General features: G+C 54.9%; 16 protein-coding genes. 8 read left to right on the top strand and 8 right to left on the bottom strand.

Going from position 1 to position 17,316, the window contains the following annotated elements; genetic code table 11:
* The first annotated feature begins 111 nt into the window (after positions 1-111).
* Complete coding sequence (locus tag AC0T7J_RS15730; protein ID WP_137230052.1) at positions 112-1,500, top strand: sugar porter family MFS transporter; 1,389 nt, start codon at positions 112-114, stop codon at positions 1,498-1,500.
* A gap of 15 nt (positions 1,501-1,515) precedes the next feature.
* On the opposite strand, the gene AC0T7J_RS15725 is transcribed toward AC0T7J_RS15730, so the two are convergent.
* Positions 1,516-2,193 carry an SDR family oxidoreductase gene (locus AC0T7J_RS15725; protein ID WP_031593465.1) on the bottom strand — a complete coding sequence of 226 codons (678 nt, stop codon included), beginning with the start codon at positions 2,191-2,193 and terminating at the stop codon, positions 1,516-1,518.
* A 228-nt stretch (positions 2,194-2,421) separates the two neighbouring features.
* On the opposite strand from AC0T7J_RS15725, the gene AC0T7J_RS15720 reads away from it, so the two are divergent.
* Both AC0T7J_RS15720 and AC0T7J_RS15715 read left to right on the top strand, forming a co-directional pair.
* On the top strand, positions 2,422-3,441 hold the full coding sequence (locus AC0T7J_RS15720) for a LacI family DNA-binding transcriptional regulator (RefSeq protein WP_473795282.1): 1,020 nt from the start codon (positions 2,422-2,424) through the stop codon (positions 3,439-3,441).
* 343 nt (positions 3,442-3,784) lie between these two features.
* Positions 3,785-4,867, top strand: a complete 1,083-nt coding sequence (locus AC0T7J_RS15715; protein ID WP_473795281.1) for a type I restriction endonuclease — start codon at positions 3,785-3,787, stop codon at positions 4,865-4,867.
* Positions 4,868-4,899: 32 nt separating this feature from the next.
* Here the strand turns inward: AC0T7J_RS15715 and AC0T7J_RS15710 are convergent, their stop codons facing one another.
* Complete coding sequence (locus tag AC0T7J_RS15710; RefSeq protein ID WP_473795280.1) at positions 4,900-5,727, bottom strand: hypothetical protein; 828 nt, start codon at positions 5,725-5,727, stop codon at positions 4,900-4,902.
* Between the two features lies 1 nt (position 5,728).
* A complete protein-coding gene (locus tag AC0T7J_RS15705) occupies positions 5,729-5,926 on the bottom strand; it encodes a hypothetical protein (protein ID WP_473795279.1) in 198 nt (65 codons plus the stop codon).
* 292 nt (positions 5,927-6,218) lie between these two features.
* Here AC0T7J_RS15705 and AC0T7J_RS15700 point away from each other — a divergent pair, with 292 nt between their 5' ends.
* A complete protein-coding gene (locus AC0T7J_RS15700) occupies positions 6,219-7,205 on the top strand; it encodes an aldo/keto reductase (protein ID WP_031593468.1) in 987 nt (328 codons plus the stop codon).
* Between the two features lie 4 nt (positions 7,206-7,209).
* Here the strand turns inward: AC0T7J_RS15700 and AC0T7J_RS15695 are convergent, their stop codons facing one another.
* Positions 7,210-8,394, bottom strand: a complete 1,185-nt coding sequence (locus AC0T7J_RS15695) for a BaiN/RdsA family NAD(P)/FAD-dependent oxidoreductase (protein ID WP_473795377.1) — start codon at positions 8,392-8,394, stop codon at positions 7,210-7,212.
* Between the two features lie 243 nt (positions 8,395-8,637).
* On the opposite strand from AC0T7J_RS15695, the gene pitA reads away from it, so the two are divergent.
* Positions 8,638-10,140, top strand: a complete 1,503-nt coding sequence (pitA, locus tag AC0T7J_RS15690; protein WP_010253391.1) for an inorganic phosphate transporter PitA — start codon at positions 8,638-8,640, stop codon at positions 10,138-10,140.
* A 37-nt stretch (positions 10,141-10,177) separates the two neighbouring features.
* Here pitA and uspB read toward each other — a convergent pair whose 3' ends face one another.
* Complete coding sequence (uspB, locus tag AC0T7J_RS15685) at positions 10,178-10,513, bottom strand: universal stress protein UspB (protein ID WP_010253393.1); 336 nt, start codon at positions 10,511-10,513, stop codon at positions 10,178-10,180.
* A 414-nt stretch (positions 10,514-10,927) separates the two neighbouring features.
* Between uspB and uspA the strand changes: the two genes are divergently transcribed.
* Positions 10,928-11,365: a universal stress protein UspA gene (gene uspA, locus AC0T7J_RS15680; protein WP_010253396.1), complete on the top strand. Its 438-nt coding sequence runs from the start codon at positions 10,928-10,930 to the stop codon at positions 11,363-11,365.
* 49 nt (positions 11,366-11,414) lie between these two features.
* Here uspA and rsmJ read toward each other — a convergent pair whose 3' ends face one another.
* Entirely contained in the window at positions 11,415-12,161 is a 747-nt protein-coding gene (gene rsmJ, locus AC0T7J_RS15675; protein WP_473795278.1) for a 16S rRNA (guanine(1516)-N(2))-methyltransferase RsmJ, read from the bottom strand.
* A gap of 8 nt (positions 12,162-12,169) precedes the next feature.
* Complete coding sequence (gene prlC, locus AC0T7J_RS15670) at positions 12,170-14,212, bottom strand: oligopeptidase A (protein WP_473795277.1); 2,043 nt, start codon at positions 14,210-14,212, stop codon at positions 12,170-12,172.
* A 418-nt stretch (positions 14,213-14,630) separates the two neighbouring features.
* Here prlC and AC0T7J_RS15665 point away from each other — a divergent pair, with 418 nt between their 5' ends.
* Positions 14,631-15,473 carry a 23S rRNA (adenine(2030)-N(6))-methyltransferase RlmJ gene (locus AC0T7J_RS15665; protein ID WP_031593484.1) on the top strand — a complete coding sequence of 281 codons (843 nt, stop codon included), beginning with the start codon at positions 14,631-14,633 and terminating at the stop codon, positions 15,471-15,473.
* A 60-nt stretch (positions 15,474-15,533) separates the two neighbouring features.
* Positions 15,534-16,352 carry a lysostaphin resistance A-like protein gene (locus tag AC0T7J_RS15660; RefSeq protein ID WP_473795376.1) on the top strand — a complete coding sequence of 273 codons (819 nt, stop codon included), beginning with the start codon at positions 15,534-15,536 and terminating at the stop codon, positions 16,350-16,352.
* On the opposite strand, the gene rnz is transcribed toward AC0T7J_RS15660, so the two are convergent.
* A complete protein-coding gene (gene rnz, locus AC0T7J_RS15655) occupies positions 16,349-17,260 on the bottom strand; it encodes a ribonuclease Z (RefSeq protein ID WP_473795276.1) in 912 nt (303 codons plus the stop codon). The two genes, AC0T7J_RS15660 and rnz, sit on opposite strands and share 4 nt — an antisense overlap.
* Positions 17,261-17,316: the final 56 nt, after the last annotated feature.

Genomic DNA, 17,316 nt, shown 5'->3' with positions numbered 1-17,316 from the left:
AGGCTGTGTGGCACTGGTGATAGCCGGAAGTGTGATCGCCCCCACACTGGCATCGTCTATGTTTACATAACATTAACAATATTGACACTGACCCCCCGCAAGGAGACTCGCATGGTCGCGGCAAAACAATCGGGAAATCAACAGAACCGCTTTACCTGGTTCGTCTGTTTTATGGCTGCGCTGTCCGGCCTGCTGTTTGGTCTGGATATCGGCGTCATTGCAGGTGCCCTGCCGTTTCTGGCGAAGGAGTTGCAGATCACGAATCATCAGCAGGAGTGGGTGGTGAGTTCGATGATGTTTGGCGCGGCACTGGGCGCACTGGCGGCGGGCTGGATGTCATCAAAGCTGGGACGGAAGAAAAGTATGCTGGCGGGCGCGACGCTGTTTGTCATTGGCTCACTGTGGTCAGCCTTCTCACCGGATGTGGAGTCGCTGGTCTGTGCCCGCGTGATGCTGGGTCTGGCGGTGGGAATTGCATCTTACACCGCGCCACTCTATCTGGCGGAGATTGCGCCTGAACGTATTCGTGGCTCAATGATTTCGATGTACCAGCTGATGCTGACCACCGGCATTGTCGTGGCCTATCTCTCCGACACCGCGTTCAGCTACAGCGGTAACTGGCGCGGGATGCTCGGCGTTATCGCCATTCCGGCGGTGATCCTGTTTATCGGCGTGCTGTTTCTGCCCAACAGTCCGCGCTGGCTGGCGGCGCACGGACGCTTTAACGAGGCGCAGCGGGTGCTGGATCGGCTGCGTAACAGCAGCGAACAGGCCCGGGAGGAGCTGGAAGAGATCCGCGAAAGCCTGCAGGTGAAGCAGCGTGGCTGGTCGCTGTTCCGTTCTAATGGCAATTTCCGCCGCGCGGTGTGGCTGGGAATGCTGCTACAGGTTATGCAGCAGTTTACCGGCATGAATGTGGTGATGTATTACGCGCCTAAAATCTTCAACATCGCCGGTTTCTCCAGCACCAGTGAGCAGATGTGGGGCACGGTGATTGTCGGGCTGGTTAATATGCTGGCCACGCTGATTGCGATCTTCTTTGTCGATCGCTGGGGTCGCAAGCCGATGCTCACCACCAGTTTTCTGGTGATGGCGGTTGGCATGGGCGTGCTGGGAACGCTGTTGCATATCGGCGTTGAAACAGATTTCCGCAAATACTTTGCTGTCGCGATGCTGCTGATGTTTATCGTCGGCTTTGCGATGGCGGCCGGACCGGTGATCTGGCTGCTCTGTTCAGAGATTCAGCCGCTGAAGGGGCGTGATTTCGGCATTACCGCCTCCACCACCACTAACTGGGTCGGCAATATGATTGTTGGCGCCACCTTCCTGACCATGCTGGATCAGCTGGGTAATGCCAACACTTTCTGGTTCTACGGCGCGCTCAACCTGGTGTTTATCGTGCTGACGCTGATGCTGGTACCGGAGACCAAACATGTGACGCTGGAACACATTGAACGCAATCTGATGAAGGGTAAAGCGCTGCGTGATATCGGGGCGTAACCGCCCCGCGTCAGCCTACCACTGCAGTTGCTGGCCGGCATAATCGACGTAGTGATGACCACCGCGCCCGCGCCACTGGATCAGCTGCTGGACGATACCGGCGGCACTCTCTTCTGCCGTCAGGGGCGCACTCTCGCCGCCCATATCCGTTTTCACCCAGCCGGGATGCAGCGTCAGCAGCGTCCCGCTCTGCGCTTCCACTGCCGGAGTCAGCGTGCGGCTCAGCATATTCAGTGCGGCTTTGCTTGCCGAGTAAATCGGCATCTGCGCCTCCGGATTTTCATTCAGGCTGCCGAGCTGGGATGAGGTCAGCGCCAGCACGCCTTCCTGTTTCAGCAGCGGCAACAGGATCTCTGCGCTGCGAACCGGGGCTATCGCATTGGTCAGGAACAGCTGCGCCAGCGCCTGATCGTCACTCTGCGACACTTTCTGGTGCGCAGGCCCGGAAATCCCGGCGTTAATCAGAATCGCATCGAACGACTTGCCACTGAGCTGGCTGGCAAACTGTTGAACCGCTGATGAGTGGGTCATATCCAGCGAATGCCAGTGAATGTCTGGCCGGTTACCCTGCTCCGGGATGCCACTGCGATGCGTGGCCGTGACCTGCCAGCCCTCACCGGCAAAGGCCTGCGCCACCGCCAGACCGATACCGCGTGAAGCACCAATAATCAGAACCTCTTTTTGCTGAGCCATATTCATTCCTCGTTGATTGTCTCGTCACAAGCTTAACGGCAAATCCGCCCAGGCAGCGGCCAGTTGTGCTTTTTAGCCGGACGACCGCACTGCAGGTAAAACCCTACGGCGTAGCGCTGTTGATGGCTTTCCATCATTAAATCGCTTTATCTTTTACTTTTAACCGGTTAGAAGAGATAAAGAGTCTGACAGGCAGCAGTCAATTTGCCATTTTCGCATGGAGTCTGAATGAAAAAGCTCACCCTAGAGGTGGTGGCAAAAATGGCAGGCGTCGGGATTGCGACGGTCGATCGGGTGCTGAATGAGCGCGGCGGCGTATCCCTGGAGACCAGCCGTAAAGTCCTGAAAGCCGCGCGCGAAGCAGGACTGAAGCGTCTGCTGCCAGAGGAGTACCAGCATCCGTGGCAAATCGAAGTGTTCCTCAGCAATAACGGCTCATCCTTTTTTCAGCAGCTCACCACCCATTTCAGCGAGGTTGCCAGTCAGCTTGGCTATCGCCGCCTGAAACTGCACAAAACGCTGGTGGCCGAGGCGCAGCCTGAGCAGCTGGCGCAAAGCATTATCGCCCGCAGCAGTACCCGCGACGGTATTATTGTTTTTGCGCATGACTCGCCGCACATCTATCGGGCGCTGGCGCTGTGCCGCAGCCGCAATGTGCCGGTGATCACTATCGTCACCGATCTGCCCGATGCCGACCGCTTGTGTCATGTCGGCATCGACCAGTATCAGGCGGGACGTACAGCCGGACTGCTGATGAGTAAGACAGTGAACCAGCCCGGCGACATTCTTATGGTCAGTGGCCGTTTCGATTACCGCGCCCATCGTCAGCGTATTGCGGGATTCCGTGAGGCCATGGAGCAGCGTGCGCCGCAGCGTCATCTGCGTGAGGTGCTGTCGGGTCAGGATCAGCGGGAAACCATCCGCAGTGAACTGGCTCGCCATCTGCGTCCGTCGCAGGCGATTGCAGGTGTATATAACACCGGCATGGGGAATACCGATGTCAGCGACACCCTGCGCACCCACCAGTTGCTGGGTAAATGCACCTACATCACCCATGAGCTCTATGAAGTCACCCGCCAGCTACTGCTGAACGATGAAGTGGCCTTTACTCTGGATCAGCATGCTCAGCAGCATGCCCGTTTAGCGATTGATCTGATGCTGAGTCATCTCGAAACCGGCTATCAACCGGATGTCTATCAGGCAGGCAAAGTGGCGTTTCGGCTGTTTACGGCGGAAAATATGGTGTGAGGTGGGCCATATTCAGGGGAGTGCTCGCCTGATAAGTGATGGCAGCGTTGTCTGGCGAATACCTGATGTGGCTGATTAAAATTCAAAATCAGCCTTTTAAAGTGAATTTTTTTGAAAAAAACCCTTTCTAAACGATCACGAAATAGCCAACCCCCTTTTTTTCTGATAATTTTTTCTTACTTTATCCTGAATTGAAGGAAAAATTAAAAATGCCTCCAATCACTTAACTAATTGATCAGTATTAAAAAAATATAAAAATGGCCTTTTACATCCCGGCAACTTCATTACCTCAGCTAATGAAGTTAAAAACTATGGCTAAGAAGAACTAAAAACAGGGTGAGCTATGGATATTTTCAATAACCTCAATGGTCTTTCCGCTAAGATTCAGCAGCAAGCAGCCATTATTCAGACAGAAGAAGCCACTAAAAGCGCGTTTGTTATGCCCTTCATCAGTCAGATACTCGGATATGATGTATTTGACCCGACTGAAGTCATACCTGAATTCATTTGTGATGTCGGCACCAAAAAAGGTGAGAAGATTGATTACGCCATTTCTAAAGGCGGAGAGATTCAGATCCTGATTGAATGCAAAAAGATTGGCGAACCGTTAAATGTTAAACACGCCTCGCAACTCTTCCGTTACTTTCATGTGACTAACGCGCGAATTTCCATTTTAACAAATGGCCAGCTCTATAAATTTTTTACCGATCTGGATGCACCGAACAAAATGGATGAAAAGCCATTTTTAGAACTGGATTTGCTGGATATTGATGAACATGTGGTTCCAGAGCTGGTTAAGCTTACCAAAAGTGCTTTTGATGTTGATTCGATCGTCAGTGCAGCTGGTGAACTTAAATTTATCAGTCAGATAAAGAAGATGATTTCCAGTCAGTTCAGTGAACCTGATGAGGACTTCGTTAAACTTTTTGCCTCACGTGTATATGACGGCATACTCACGCAGAAAGTCAGAGAGCAATTCTCTGTACTGACTAAAAAAGCTGCCACTCAGTGGCTAAATGATCAGGTGAATGAAAGACTCAAATCCGCGATCAGCGGTGGAGCGATGGTTTCGCCACAACCTAATAACGTGGATTCGACAAAAAGCAGCAGTGACAAAAGCGAGACTGAAAGCGGCATGATTGTCACTACAGAAATGGAGATAGAAGGGTTTCACATCATAAAATCAATAATCCGAAAAGTTATTGAACCTCAGCGCATCACTTTCCGGGATACTCAGAGTTATCTTGGTATTTTAATCGATGACAACAATCGTAAGCCAATTTGCCGACTTCACTTCAATCGCAGTCAGCTATATATCGGGATGTTTGATGGCGAGAAAAAAGAGACTCGCCATCCGATTACATCACTCAACGATATCTACAACTTCACTGATCTGTTAAGGGATTCAGCGAAGCAATATTGTTGATAGCCAGAAGCCAGGATGCAGTCCTGGCTCAATTAACCCGGCGTATTCCGGCTTTCATCATCCGGGCTGTCGCCATCTTCATTACCCTGACTCTTCTCCACTTCCTGCGGATGTCCCATTGAAAGCGCCGTGGCGCTGGCCGGATCGAACAGTGACAGACTTTCAATCTGGTCAACCATGATCACTTTACGGAACGACATCGCATCTTTGGGTTTCGAGTCGAGCGTGATGTCGTGCTCGGCGTACCATTTGCTGTAGTTATGTTCCACCGCCAGCTTCAGCGTCTTGCTGTCGCGATATCCGCTCAGCATCGGGATCAGCACGATGTTTTTGGTGCTCTCATATTCAAACGTCGAGGCATGAACCATGCCAATGTAGATACGGCGCGACTTCAGCGTAATCCACGCCAGTTCGCCCTCCTCCATGCACTGAAATAATAATTGCTCAACGCCATTGGAGCGTGACAGCCGCTGATAGAGGTCTTTACGACCAGAGACGTTCAGGCGTGCGCTGCCAGCCCAGTTTGAGCGATAGAGGCAGAGCAGAATGGCAAAGGCGAGCATGATCACGACCGGCGCCTGGATGCCCAGGAAGCTCCAGTTCATAAACTCAACCTGCCACTTCAGATGAACACCAGGGATCATCTGTACGGCGTTGGCGATGCCGGAAATACAGAGCAGCAGCAACCAGATTATACCGGTCGCAAACACACCCTGAAGGACGAAAATACAGCCGTATAGCGCGACCAGGAAATAGACATCCCAGCCCGATGAGCGGCGGATTTTAAAGCGGCTGTTCAAATCACGGCTGGTGTACCAGTAACCACTGACCATCAACACCATAAATATTGCGGTACCCACCTTAAACTCCCTTTAACGTATTCACATGGCGGGCAAAATCTTCATGGACTTCCTCGCTCAGCGTGTTGACCGAGATATTGCCGTTTTCATCAATAATGATGCGCTCACCATCAGCGATCGAGTCGTTGATATCCTGACGGGTCATAATCTGCAGAAACTTATCGGGACTGGCAAAGACCGACTTAATAAATTTAAACATAGCGATCCACTTGTTGGCCTGAAAATTGAAGTATGTGACCGAATCCACACTCGCGCCTGTTTAATTTCGGGTGAAATTTCTTAAAATCAATTGATTAGCGAAGCGGTAACCACCTTGCTCATGCCGATTCCCGCTGAAATCTTCAACATAACCAGCAGCATGGCGCAGCAGCATCGCATTTTTACTGGGCAGGTCTGCGACGACGTCTGGTCGCCTCTCCGCCAGGAGAGGCTAAGCTCTATGATTAGCCGCTTTCTGTCACCCTGTCTGAAACGCATCGAGGAATGTTTGCATGAAACTACGAACACTGGGCCGTACTGGTCAGCGCGTCTCCGAAATTGGCTTTGGCGCATGGGCCATTGGCGGAACCTGGGGGGAAGTGAGCATGGAGGATGCCAAAGCCGCGCTGAATGCTGCGCTGGATGCGGGCATTACCTTTATTGATACCGCCGATGTCTATGGCGATGGCCGTTCCGAAAAAATCATCGCAGAGGTGCTGAATCAGCGCGGCGGTGAACGTCCGTTTGTCGCCACCAAGCTGGGGCGTCGCCTCTCGCCACACGTGGCTGAGGGTTACAATGCTGAAAACCTCAACGCCTTTATTGATCGTTCACGCGAGAACCTGCAAACCGACACGCTGGATTTAGTGCAGCTGCATTGCCCGCCGACCGAGGTCTACTACAACCCGGACGTCTTTGCAGTGATGGATGAGATGGTAGCCGCCGGAAAAATCCGTCACTACGGCGTATCCGTTGAGAAAGTAGAAGAAGGTCTGAAGGCGCTGGAGTTTCCGAACGTCTCGTCAATTCAGCTGATCTACAACATTTTCCGCCAGCGTCCGGCTGAACTGCTGCTGCGTGAAGCGAAACGCCGTGATGTGGCGATCATCGCCCGTGTACCGCTGGCTTCGGGCCTGCTGACCGGTAAAATGCGCGCCGACAGCGTGTTTGCTGCTGATGACCACCGCACCTTTAACCGTAATGGCGAAGCGTTCGATAAAGGCGAGACCTTTTCTGGCGTGCCGTATGAGGTGGCGCTGGAGGCGGTTGACGAGATTCGCCGCTTTGTCACAGGCGACACCACTATGGCGATGTTTGCCCTGCGCTGGATCCTGATGAACGAAGATGTCAGCGTGGTGATCCCTGGCGCGAAAAACCGCGAACAGGCTGAAGCCAATGCCCGCGCCAGCGATGTCGATGCACTCTCTGCCGATACGATGGCGGCACTGAAGCAGATCTATCAGGAGAAGATCGCGCCTCACGTGCATCAGCGCTGGTAGTCGTTTATAACGCCTGGGCGCAGGCCCAGGCGGAACTCCACGCCCACTGGAAGTTATAGCCGCCCAGCCAGCCGGTGACATCGGCCACCTCACCAATAAAGTAAAGCCCCGGTACCGCGCGCGCTTCCATGGTTTTCGAGGAGAGTTGCGTGGTATCAACCCCACCCAATGTCACTTCAGCAGTACGATATCCCTCTGTGCCATTTGGCTGAATGCGCCAGCCGTGCAGCGTCTGCGACAGCTCGGTTTGCTGTTTGCTGTTGAGCTGCTTCAGGGTGATATCCGGCACCACCTTCAGTGCCTGCAATACTTCCACCAGACGCTTCGGCAGGATTTTTGCCAGACTGTTTTTCAGGCTGAGATTCGGGTGTGCTTCACGCTGCGCCGTCAGAAACGCCTCAAGCGGCGTGGCAGGCGACAGATCGATGGTAACGAACTCACCGGGCAGCCAGTAGCTGGAAATCTGCAACACGGCCGGACCCGACAGGCCGCGATGGGTAAACAGCATCGCCTCTTTGAAGCGCGTGCCATCCTGCGCATCGATGGTGGTCTCCAGCGCGACGCCTGACAGCGTCTGTAACTGCTCCAGTAGCGGCTTGTGCAGGGTAAAGGGCACCAGCGCCGCCCGCGTCGGAAAGACGCTCAGCCCGAACTGCTCCGCGATTTTATAGCCAAACGGCGTGGCGCCCAGGCCTGGCATCGACAGGCCGCCGCTGGCGATGACCAGCTTCTCCGCCTGAACCGTGCTGCCGTTAAGTTGCAGGGTATAGCCGCTTTCATCGCGCGCCACGCTGAGCACTTCACTGCGCAGCCGCAGGGTGACATTGCCCTTGTCACATTCGGCCAGCAGCAGATCGACAATCTGCAGGGCGGAGTCGTCGCAGAAGAGCTGGCCCAGGGTCTTCTCATGCCAGGCGATCCCGTGGCGGTTAACCAGATCGATAAAATCCCACTGGGTATAACGCGCCAGCGCCGATTTACAGAAATGAGGATTGTGCGACAGATACGCCGCCGGTTCGGTGTAGAGATTGGTGAAGTTGCAGCGGCCCCCGCCAGACATCAGAATTTTACGTCCTGGCTTTTTGCCGTTATCCAGCAGTAACACGCGGCGTCCCCGCTGCCCGGCCTGGGCGGCGCAGAACAGTCCTGCGGCTCCGGCACCAATGATGATAACGTCAAACTGTTCCACTACGACTCGCTCACTTAACTGGAAAGGCGCAGATTGTAGTGATCTGCTCACTGAGACGCCAGCGTCAAAAAATTGCCGCAAATGTGTCATATTGTAACTGTCTAATATCTAACCCTTTTTCTCTGAGTTAGCCTAACGCCTTGCAACGAAAGGTCGAATTAGCGCTATATTTTCCTTTCCCATACAGCACGTTGTCGCGGATAATGCGCCGCGTTCATGTCCTCCAAAAATGGCGTAACGTTTATGCTACATCTGTTTGCTGGTCTAGACCTCAGTACTAGCCTGTTATTGGTTCTTGCCCTGCTGTTTGTATTGTTTTACGAAGCAATCAACGGTTTCCACGACACGGCCAACGCAGTTGCGACGGTCATCTATACGCGTGCCATGCGTGCCCAGCTTGCTGTGGTCATGGCGGGTGTATTTAACTTCCTTGGCGTGCTGCTCGGTGGATTGAGTGTCGCTTACGCTATTGTTCATATGCTTCCCACCGATCTGCTGTTAAATGTTGGATCGGCTCACGGTCTCGCCATGGTGTTTTCTATGCTGCTGGCGGCGATTATCTGGAATCTCGGCACGTGGTATCTCGGTCTGCCGGCCTCCAGCTCCCATACGCTGATCGGCGCCATTATTGGTATCGGTCTGACCAACGCCCTGATGAGCGGAACCTCGGTGGTTGATGCGCTCAACATCCCGAAAGTCCTGAACATCTTCCTTTCTCTGATCCTGTCGCCGATAGTCGGCCTGGTGATGGCGGGCGGCTTAATCTTTATACTGCGTCGCTACTGGAGCAATACCAAAAAGCGTGCGCGTATTCATATGACGCCTGCTGACCGCGAGAAGATCGACGGCAAGAAAAAGCCACCGTTCTGGACCCGTATCGCCCTGATTGTTTCGGCAATTGGCGTGAGCTATTCGCACGGTGCGAATGACGGTCAGAAAGGGATCGGCCTGATCATGCTGGTCCTGATTGGCGTGGCACCTGCCGGTTTCGTGGTGAATATGAATGCCTCCGGTTACGACATCACGCGCACCCGCGATGCGGTCAATCACCTGGAGCAGTATTATCAGCAGCATAACGCCTCGCTGACCCATATCATCCAGATGGCACCACCTAAGCTGCCAACGCCGGAAGAAGTGCCAGCAACCAGCCCGCAGGAGTTCCACTGTGACAGCGCGCGCGCATTGCAGGCGGTACAGGGTGCGCAGGTGTTGCTGAATAACCTGCAGAGCTACGACCAGCTGACGGTTGATCAGCGCGGTCAGATGCGTCGTCTGCTGCTGTGTATCTCAGATACCGCCGATAAAGCGGCCCGTCTGCAGGAAACCTCGCCAGATGACAAACGCTTCCTCAATAAACTGAAAAGTGACCTGCTTGGCACCATCGAGTATGCGCCTATCTGGATTATTGTGGCCGTCGCACTGGCGCTGGGCATCGGCACCATGATTGGCTGGCGTCGTGTTGCCACCACCATTGGTGAGAAGATTGGTAAAAAAGGCATGACCTATGCGCAGGGAATGTCAGCACAGGTGACAGCAGCGCTGTCGATCGGCGTCGCCAGCTATACCGGCATGCCCGTCTCCACCACGCATATCCTCTCTTCATCGGTTGCCGGTACCATGCTGGTCGACGGTGGCGGGCTGCAGAGCCGGACCATCAAGAACATCGCCATGGCGTGGATCTTCACCCTGCCGGTCTGTATTCTGCTGTCAGGTTCGCTCTACTGGATTGCCTTAAAACTGGTGTGATGCCAGCTAAAAAAAGGGCGACGCAAGTCGCCCTTTTTTAATGCCAGATCGCCAGCGCCACCAGACTGATCACTACCAGTCCGCACAGCGCACTGGTCAGCATAAACTGCCCCCGCACCCGCTCGCAGCGCCGGATAAACTCATCGTCGTGATGATCAAGATAGCGCTTTGCCCAGATATAAGTGACCAGCCGCACCTGCTTGCTCGGCTGACCATGAGAGGTGAAAAACCCCGCCCCATCGACATACTGATACAGCAGCGGATCACAACCGCGTAATACCGCCAGCAGTGCGCGCAAAGATGAAAAATAGCGTGCCATATTCACGATACACACCACACAAAGAGCCCAAAAAAGCGCAATAGTGCTGATCATATTCTCCCCTCCAGGCTGGAACCACAGCAACAGGCCCAGCGTCAGACACTGAGTCCGCCTGCAGAAATAACCAGCCACTGAACCACCGGACTGCGAAAATTTTTCAACCCCCTGAGCGGCTGCGAATCGGACCGCCTTTTTCAGTGTAGGAGAAATCTTTACATTTTTTCCAACGATGATTTTCGTTCAGCGCGAGTAAATCTGGCACCGCCTTGATCTTATTCATAAGCCAGGCGGCAACGGCAGCATTTACAGTGAGAGAAGGCTATACTGAAGACATAACAACATTATCACCTGCAACGCAGGTAGACACTTTGGTGGCGCTCATCGCCCGCTCGCGCAAGGGATTTCGCTAAGCTGTGACGCGGCAGGAACACCGGATGCCATCCTTAATCTCGTGAAAGGAGTTTTATCATGGCTTATAAACATATCCTGATTGCAGTAGACCTTTCTCCCGAAAGTCAGTTGCTGGTGGATAAGGCCGTATCACTGGCTCGTCCGTACGATGCCAGAATTTCCCTGATTCACGTTGATGTCAATTACTCCGACCTTTACACCGGCCTGATTGATGTCAACTTAGGGGATATGCAGAAACGTATCTCTGAAGAGACCCATGCGGCGCTGAAAGGGTTGTCAGATGCGGCGGGATACCCGATCAGTGAAACGCTGAGCGGCAGTGGCGACCTCGGCCAGGTTCTGGTGGACGCGATCAGAAAATATGACGTTGACCTGGTGGTATGTGGTCATCATCAGGATTTCTGGAGCAAGCTGATGTCCTCAGCCCGTCAGCTGATCAACACCGTGCATATCGACATGCTGATTGTGCCGCTGCGCGATGAAGACGAGGCGTAATTTCGCCGCATAAACGAATAAAGCCGGCGCAGAGCCGGCTTTTTTATGCTTAAAGCGGGGGATAAATATCAAAGCGATGACTTTTGGTGACCACGGCCGCCTGCGTCACAATACCTGCCAGCGGCGGTGCATAGTCAGGCCGTTTTACCACAATACGTTTCTTTGCCAGCCGGCGGGCGGGTTCCAGTAATGCGTCAGCATCTTCATCCGGCCCCACCAGCGACTGAAATACCCGCATCTCTTTTTTTACCAGCGCACTTTTCTGGCGATGGGGATACATCGGGTCAAGATAGACCACATCTGGCGGCGGCGTGATATCCCCCAGCGCCTGCGCGCTGGCCGCATGAATGAGCGTCAGGCGATCGCGCAGCCAGGGGCCAATTTCCGCATCCTGATACCCGCGCTGCAATCCATCTTCCAGCAGCGCAGCGACAACAGGATGACGCTCCAGCATTCGCACCCGGCAGCCCAGCGCCGCCAGCACAAACGCATCACGTCCCAGCCCGGCGGTGGCATCGACCACATCCGGCAGATAACCCCCTTTGATGCCGACCGCTTTGGCGACGGCTTCGCCGCGTCCACCGCCAAAGCGACGGCGATGCGCCATCGCGCCAGTGACGAAATCAACAAAAATGCCGCCCAGCTTTGGCTCATCACGCTTGCGCAGTTCAAGGTGCGTCGGGGTCTGCACCAGCGCCAGCAGTGACTCTTCATCGTGCTCCAGCTGCCAGCGCTGCGCTAAACGTGATAAGGCGCCGTCTCCGGCGCCTGATTCATCGAGCAAACAGATTTTCACGAACCAACTTATCCCTGAATACCGTAATGTTCCAGCATCGCATCGAGCTGTGGCTCACGGCCACGGAAGCGTTTGAACAGCTCCATCGGCTCTTCAGAACCACCACGCGTCAGGATGTTATCCAGGAAGGACTGACCGGTTTCACGGTTGAAGATGCCCTCTTCTTCGAAGCGGGAGTAAGCATCCGCCGCCAGCACGTCTGCCCACAGATAGCTGTAGTAACCCGCCGCATAGCCACCCGCAAAGATGTGGCTGAAAGCGTGCGGGAAACGGCCCCATTCCGGGCCCGGAACCACGGCCACGCGACTTTTCACTTCACGCAGGGTTTCCAGAATTTGCGCGCCTTTCTCCGGATTAAACTCGGTATGCAGGCGGAAATCGAACAGGCCGAACTCCAGCTGACGCAGGATAAACAGCGCAGCCTGATAGTTCTTCGCCGCCAGCATTTTATCCAGCAGCTCTTTCGGCAGCGGTTCACCGGTTTCAAAGTGGCCCGAGATAAAGGCCAGCGCATCCGGCTCCCAGCACCAGTTCTCCATGAACTGGCTTGGCAGTTCCACTGCATCCCATGGCACACCGCTGATACCGGAGACGCCAGGCGCTTCGATGCGGGTCAGCATGTGGTGCAGGCCGTGACCAAACTCATGGAACAGGGTGATCACTTCGTCATGAGTGAACAGCGCAGGTTTGCCTTTCACCGGACGGTTAAAGTTACAGGTCAGGTAGGCAACCGGCTTCTGCAGGCTGCCATCGGCTTTACGCATCTGGCCGACGCAGTCATCCATCCAGGCACCGCCACGTTTGTGCTCGCGGGCGTAAAGATCGAGATAGAAGCTGCCGCGCAGTTCGCCGGTTTCATCGAACAGATCGAAGAACTTCACGTCAGGATGGTAAACCTCAACGTCGGTACGCTGCTTCGCGCTGATGCCGTAAATGCGTTTCACCACTTCAAACAGACCGGCGACCGCACGCTCTTCCGGGAAGTAAGGACGCAGTTGCTCATCGCTGATGGTGTAGAGATGCTGCTTCTGCTTTTCACCGTAATAGGTGAGATCCCACGGATTAAGCTGCTCAACGCCATGCTCTTTTTTCGCAAAGGCGCGCAGCTGCTCCAGCTCTTTTTCACCCTGCGGGCGAGCGCGTTCCGCCAGGTCATTAAGGAAGTCAATCACCTGGGACGGGCTTTCGGCCATTTTGGTCGCCAGCGATTTATCGGCGTAGGAGTCGAAGCCCAGCAGCTGTGCCAGCTCGTGACGCAACGCCAGCTCTTCCGCCATGATTGGGCCATTATCCCACTTACCGGCGTTCGGGCCCTGATCCGAGGCGCGCGTCGCATAGGCGCGATACATTTCTTCACGCAGCGCCGCGTTGTCGCAGTAGGTCATAACCGGCAGATAGCTTGGGATATCCAGCGTCAGCAGCCAGCCTTCCTGCTCTTTGGCTTCAGCCTGTGCTTTCGCCGCCGCCAGCGCGCTTTCCGGCATACCGGCCAGCTCGCTTTCATCGGTAATCAGCTTGCTCCAGCCCATGGTGGCATCAAGTACGTTGTTACTGTAAGCCGAGCCCAGTTCAGAGAGGCGCGCAGCGATTTCGCCATAGCGCTGCTGTTTATCTTTTGGCAGGCCGATACCGGAAAGTTCGAAATCACGCAGGGCATTATCCACCGCTTTCTTCTGCGCCAGATCCAGTGCAGCGTACTGATCGCCCTCTTTCAGGTTGCGATACGCCTGATAGAGCCCTTCATGCTGACCAACCCAGGTGCTGTATTCAGAGAGCAGCGGCAGCGTCTGCTCATAGGCTTCACGCAGCTCCGGGCTGTTTTTTACCGCATTGAGGTGGCTGACCGGTGAGAAAATACGGCTCAGGCGATCGTCGGTTTCTGCCAGCGGCTGAACCAGGTTATCCCAGGTATACGGCGCACCCTGCGCCACGACTTTTTCGACTTCTGCGCGACAGTGGCTCAGCACCTCCGTCACAGCAGGTACTACATGTTCAGGCTTAATGGCAGAAAAAGGGGGAAGCGTAAAAGATGTCAGTAGCGGATTGGTCATAGCGCAGTCCTTTATAGATGTATGGGGCGCAGCGTGTCGCGCAACGCAATCTAAGTAACATGCGGCTTAGTGTAGCGGAAATCAATGGCAGCCTGGATGAGGTGGGGAAGAAACGCGCGAATAGCAGCACGGAAAATGCAGGCTTTTATCTCTTGTCCGTAATCCTGGCTGACGCGCCGCGGAGGATTTGCGGTCACTTTCCATGCCTGAGTGCCAGGAACCAGGTGCCGTGCCCTGCAAACCCGATTTGTTATTACGCTTCTGGCCCATCAGCGGGACATCCCTGATATAATCGCGGATTCTCATGCCTTTCCTGCGTCGGTTGCTGTGCGTCGTTCTGTGGGTAATACGTGAGGTAATAATTGGTATAAATTGATTTTCCATCAATTAAAACCTTATACATTCAACAGGATAAACAATGCTGAGTTATCGCCATAGCTTCCATGCTGGCAACCACGCCGACGTGCTGAAGCACACCGTTCTGAGCCTGATCATCACGGCGCTGAAAGAGAAAGAGAAACCATTTTTCTACCTGGATACCCATGCGGGCGCAGGTCGCTATCAGCTTAGCGGCGAGCACGCCGAGCGTACCGGTGAATATCTGGAAGGCATCTCACGTATCTGGCAGCAGCCCGATGCGCCGGAATTGCTGCAACCCTATTTTGATGCGATTCGTGCGCTGAACCGTAGCGGCACGCTGCGCTACTACCCGGGTTCGCCACTGATTGCCCGCCATCTGCTGCGTGAAGATGACAAACTGCAACTCACTGAGCTGCACTCCAGCGACTATCCGCTGCTGCGTAACGAATTCAGCAAAGATAACCGCGCCCGCGTCGATCGTGCCGACGGTTATCAGCAGTTAAAATCGAAACTGCCACCGCCGTCGCGTCGCGGGCTGGTGCTGATCGATCCGCCGTATGAGATGAAAAGCGACTACCAGGCGGTAGTGAAAGGCATTCAGGAAGGCCATAAACGTTTTGGCACGGGCGTCTTTGCGTTGTGGTATCCGGTGGTTTTACGCCAGCAGATCAAACATATGCTGCGCGACCTGGAAGCGACCGGCATTCGCAATATTCTGCAGATCGAACTGGCGGCCCGTCCCGACAGCGATCAGCGCGGCATGACCGCCTCTGGCATGATCGTGATTAACCCACCGTGGAAGCTGGCCCAGCAGATGAATACCCTGCTGCCGTGGCTGCACCAGAAACTGGTTCCGGCGGGTACCGGCCACTTCGTGGTTAACCAGATCGTACCCGAATAACTCTCTTTGTCTTCTACGCCGCTCACTACCGGTGCTGCGGCGTTGTACCAGGTCTTTACCATGTGGATCATACTGGCTGGCGCGCTGGCCGCGCTGCAACCGGCCCGACGGCTGGCATTATTATTACTGGCGCTCGCCACTCTGCTGGGTTTTTATCAGGACGTGTTAGGGTGGCCGGTGCTGCTGCTGTTTACCGGCACCGCCGCTGTGGTGGCACTCCGTATTTACGACCGTGACCATCATCGACGACAAATAGTGACCGAAGCGCTGCTGGTGCTGATCGCTATCGGGTTACTCCTCCATCTTTTTCCAGGCTTTAATAACCCCCTTCAGGCAGAGGATGTGCAGGCCGGACCGCGCAGCGTGCCTTTCAGCTTCGGGTTTAACTTCGATAAAGCGCTTATTCCTTTTGTACTGCTGGCCTGCCTGCCGACGCTGTTTCGCGCGCCGGCCACGCCACCACGCTATCGGCTACCCGCCGCACTGGCGCTGATCGCCGCCATTCCGCTGCTGCTGTACTGCGCGCTATTCCTGGGCGGATTAGCGTTGGAGCGACATACGCCGGACTGGCTGGGCGCGTTTATGCTCGCCAATCTGTTCTTTGTTTCGCTGGCGGAAGAGGCCCTGTTTCGTGGCTATCTGCAGCAGCGATTAAAGCAGGTACTGGGTGGCATCCCGGCGCTGTTAGTGAGCGCGCTGCTGTTTGGTCTGGTGCATCTGAGCGGTGGCCTGTTACTGGTGATCTTCGCCACCCTGGCCGGGCTGCTTTACGGTCTGGCGTGGCACTGGAGTGGTCGCTTATGGCTGGCGACTGCCCTGCACTTTGGCCTTAATCTGACCCATCTGCTGTTTTTCACTTATCCCGCACTGCATCATTAGAGGTTAAAAACCGCCAGATCCCAGGCCAGCTCGGTGCAGGGAAAAATCGTCTGGCACTCCGCCAGCAGGCGGTTCATGTCTTTTGCCAGATAGCGTGAACTGAAATGGGTGGCGATCAGCCGTTTTGCCCCGGCGCGTTTTGCCACTTCGGCGGCCTGCAGCGTGGTGGAGTGCCCGCGCCCGTTGGCTTTTTCCACCATCGCTGCCTCCAGCGTGGTTTCATGCACCATCAGGTCAACATTGGCCGCCAGTTGCAGCGCGACCTCAGTAGGTGCCGTATCGCCAAAGATGGCCAGCGTTTTGCCGGGTGTTGCGGGGCCAAGATAGTCAGCACCGTTGATTACCCGCCCATCTTCCAGCGTCACGCAATCACCCTGCTTCAGCTGCTGAAACCACGGGCCGCGTGGCACCCCCTCCGCTTTGAGCCGCGCGGCATCCAGCAGGCCAGGTTTGTCATGCTGTTCAATGCGATAGCCGAAACACTCCACCGGATGGCTCAGCGGCCAGGCGCTGATACGAAACTCACCGTCGTCCAGCGTCCAGCCCGCCTCAATCTCAACGATGGTCAGCGGATAGTCGGTGTAGGAGCCGCTGATCGCCAGCGCCGTCTCAACAAAGGTTTTTAATCCCTTCGGGCCATAGACCGTCATCGGTGTGGTCAGCCCGGCCATTGACCGGCTGGTGAGTAATCCCGGCAGCCCGAAGATATGATCGCCATGCAGATGGGTGATAAAAATCTTATCCAGCTTGCCCGGTTTAAGGCTGGAGCGCATAAACTGCAATTGCGTGCCTTCCCCGCAGTCGAACAGCCAGGTTTCACCGCTCAGCGCGCGGGTAAAAGCAATAGCCGTGACGTTACGTTGCAGGCTGGGAGCACCGCCGCCGGTGCCGAGAAAAGTAAGGTGCATGGTATGCTTCCCTGTAAGCGAGTGAAAAAACAGAACCCTATTACAATCATAGGCGC

The sequence above is a fragment of the Pantoea sp. E956-1 genome, from assembly GCF_982223955.1.
Note: the sequence above shows the minus strand (reverse complement) of the source record. Positions and strands in the feature narration are given on the sequence as shown.

Excerpts from the sequence above, each read along its gene's own strand:
- AC0T7J_RS15730 (WP_137230052.1), top strand. The coding sequence starts at position 112 with ATGGTCGCGGCAAAACAATCGGGAAATCAACAGAACCGCTTTACCTGG.
- AC0T7J_RS15725 (WP_031593465.1), bottom strand. The coding sequence starts at position 2,193 with ATGGCTCAGCAAAAAGAGGTTCTGATTATTGGTGCTTCACGCGGTATC.
- AC0T7J_RS15720 (WP_473795282.1), top strand. The coding sequence starts at position 2,422 with ATGAAAAAGCTCACCCTAGAGGTGGTGGCAAAAATGGCAGGCGTCGGG.
- AC0T7J_RS15715 (WP_473795281.1), top strand. The coding sequence starts at position 3,785 with ATGGATATTTTCAATAACCTCAATGGTCTTTCCGCTAAGATTCAGCAG.
- AC0T7J_RS15705 (WP_473795279.1), bottom strand. The coding sequence starts at position 5,926 with ATGTTTAAATTTATTAAGTCGGTCTTTGCCAGTCCCGATAAGTTTCTG.
- AC0T7J_RS15700 (WP_031593468.1), top strand. The coding sequence starts at position 6,219 with ATGAAACTACGAACACTGGGCCGTACTGGTCAGCGCGTCTCCGAAATT.
- pitA (WP_010253391.1), top strand. The coding sequence starts at position 8,638 with ATGCTACATCTGTTTGCTGGTCTAGACCTCAGTACTAGCCTGTTATTG.
- uspB (WP_010253393.1), bottom strand. The coding sequence starts at position 10,513 with ATGATCAGCACTATTGCGCTTTTTTGGGCTCTTTGTGTGGTGTGTATC.
- uspA (WP_010253396.1), top strand. The coding sequence starts at position 10,928 with ATGGCTTATAAACATATCCTGATTGCAGTAGACCTTTCTCCCGAAAGT.
- prlC (WP_473795277.1), bottom strand. The coding sequence starts at position 14,212 with ATGACCAATCCGCTACTGACATCTTTTACGCTTCCCCCTTTTTCTGCC.
- AC0T7J_RS15665 (WP_031593484.1), top strand. The coding sequence starts at position 14,631 with ATGCTGAGTTATCGCCATAGCTTCCATGCTGGCAACCACGCCGACGTG.
- AC0T7J_RS15660 (WP_473795376.1), top strand. The coding sequence starts at position 15,534 with ATGTGGATCATACTGGCTGGCGCGCTGGCCGCGCTGCAACCGGCCCGA.
- rnz (WP_473795276.1), bottom strand. The coding sequence starts at position 17,260 with ATGCACCTTACTTTTCTCGGCACCGGCGGCGGTGCTCCCAGCCTGCAA.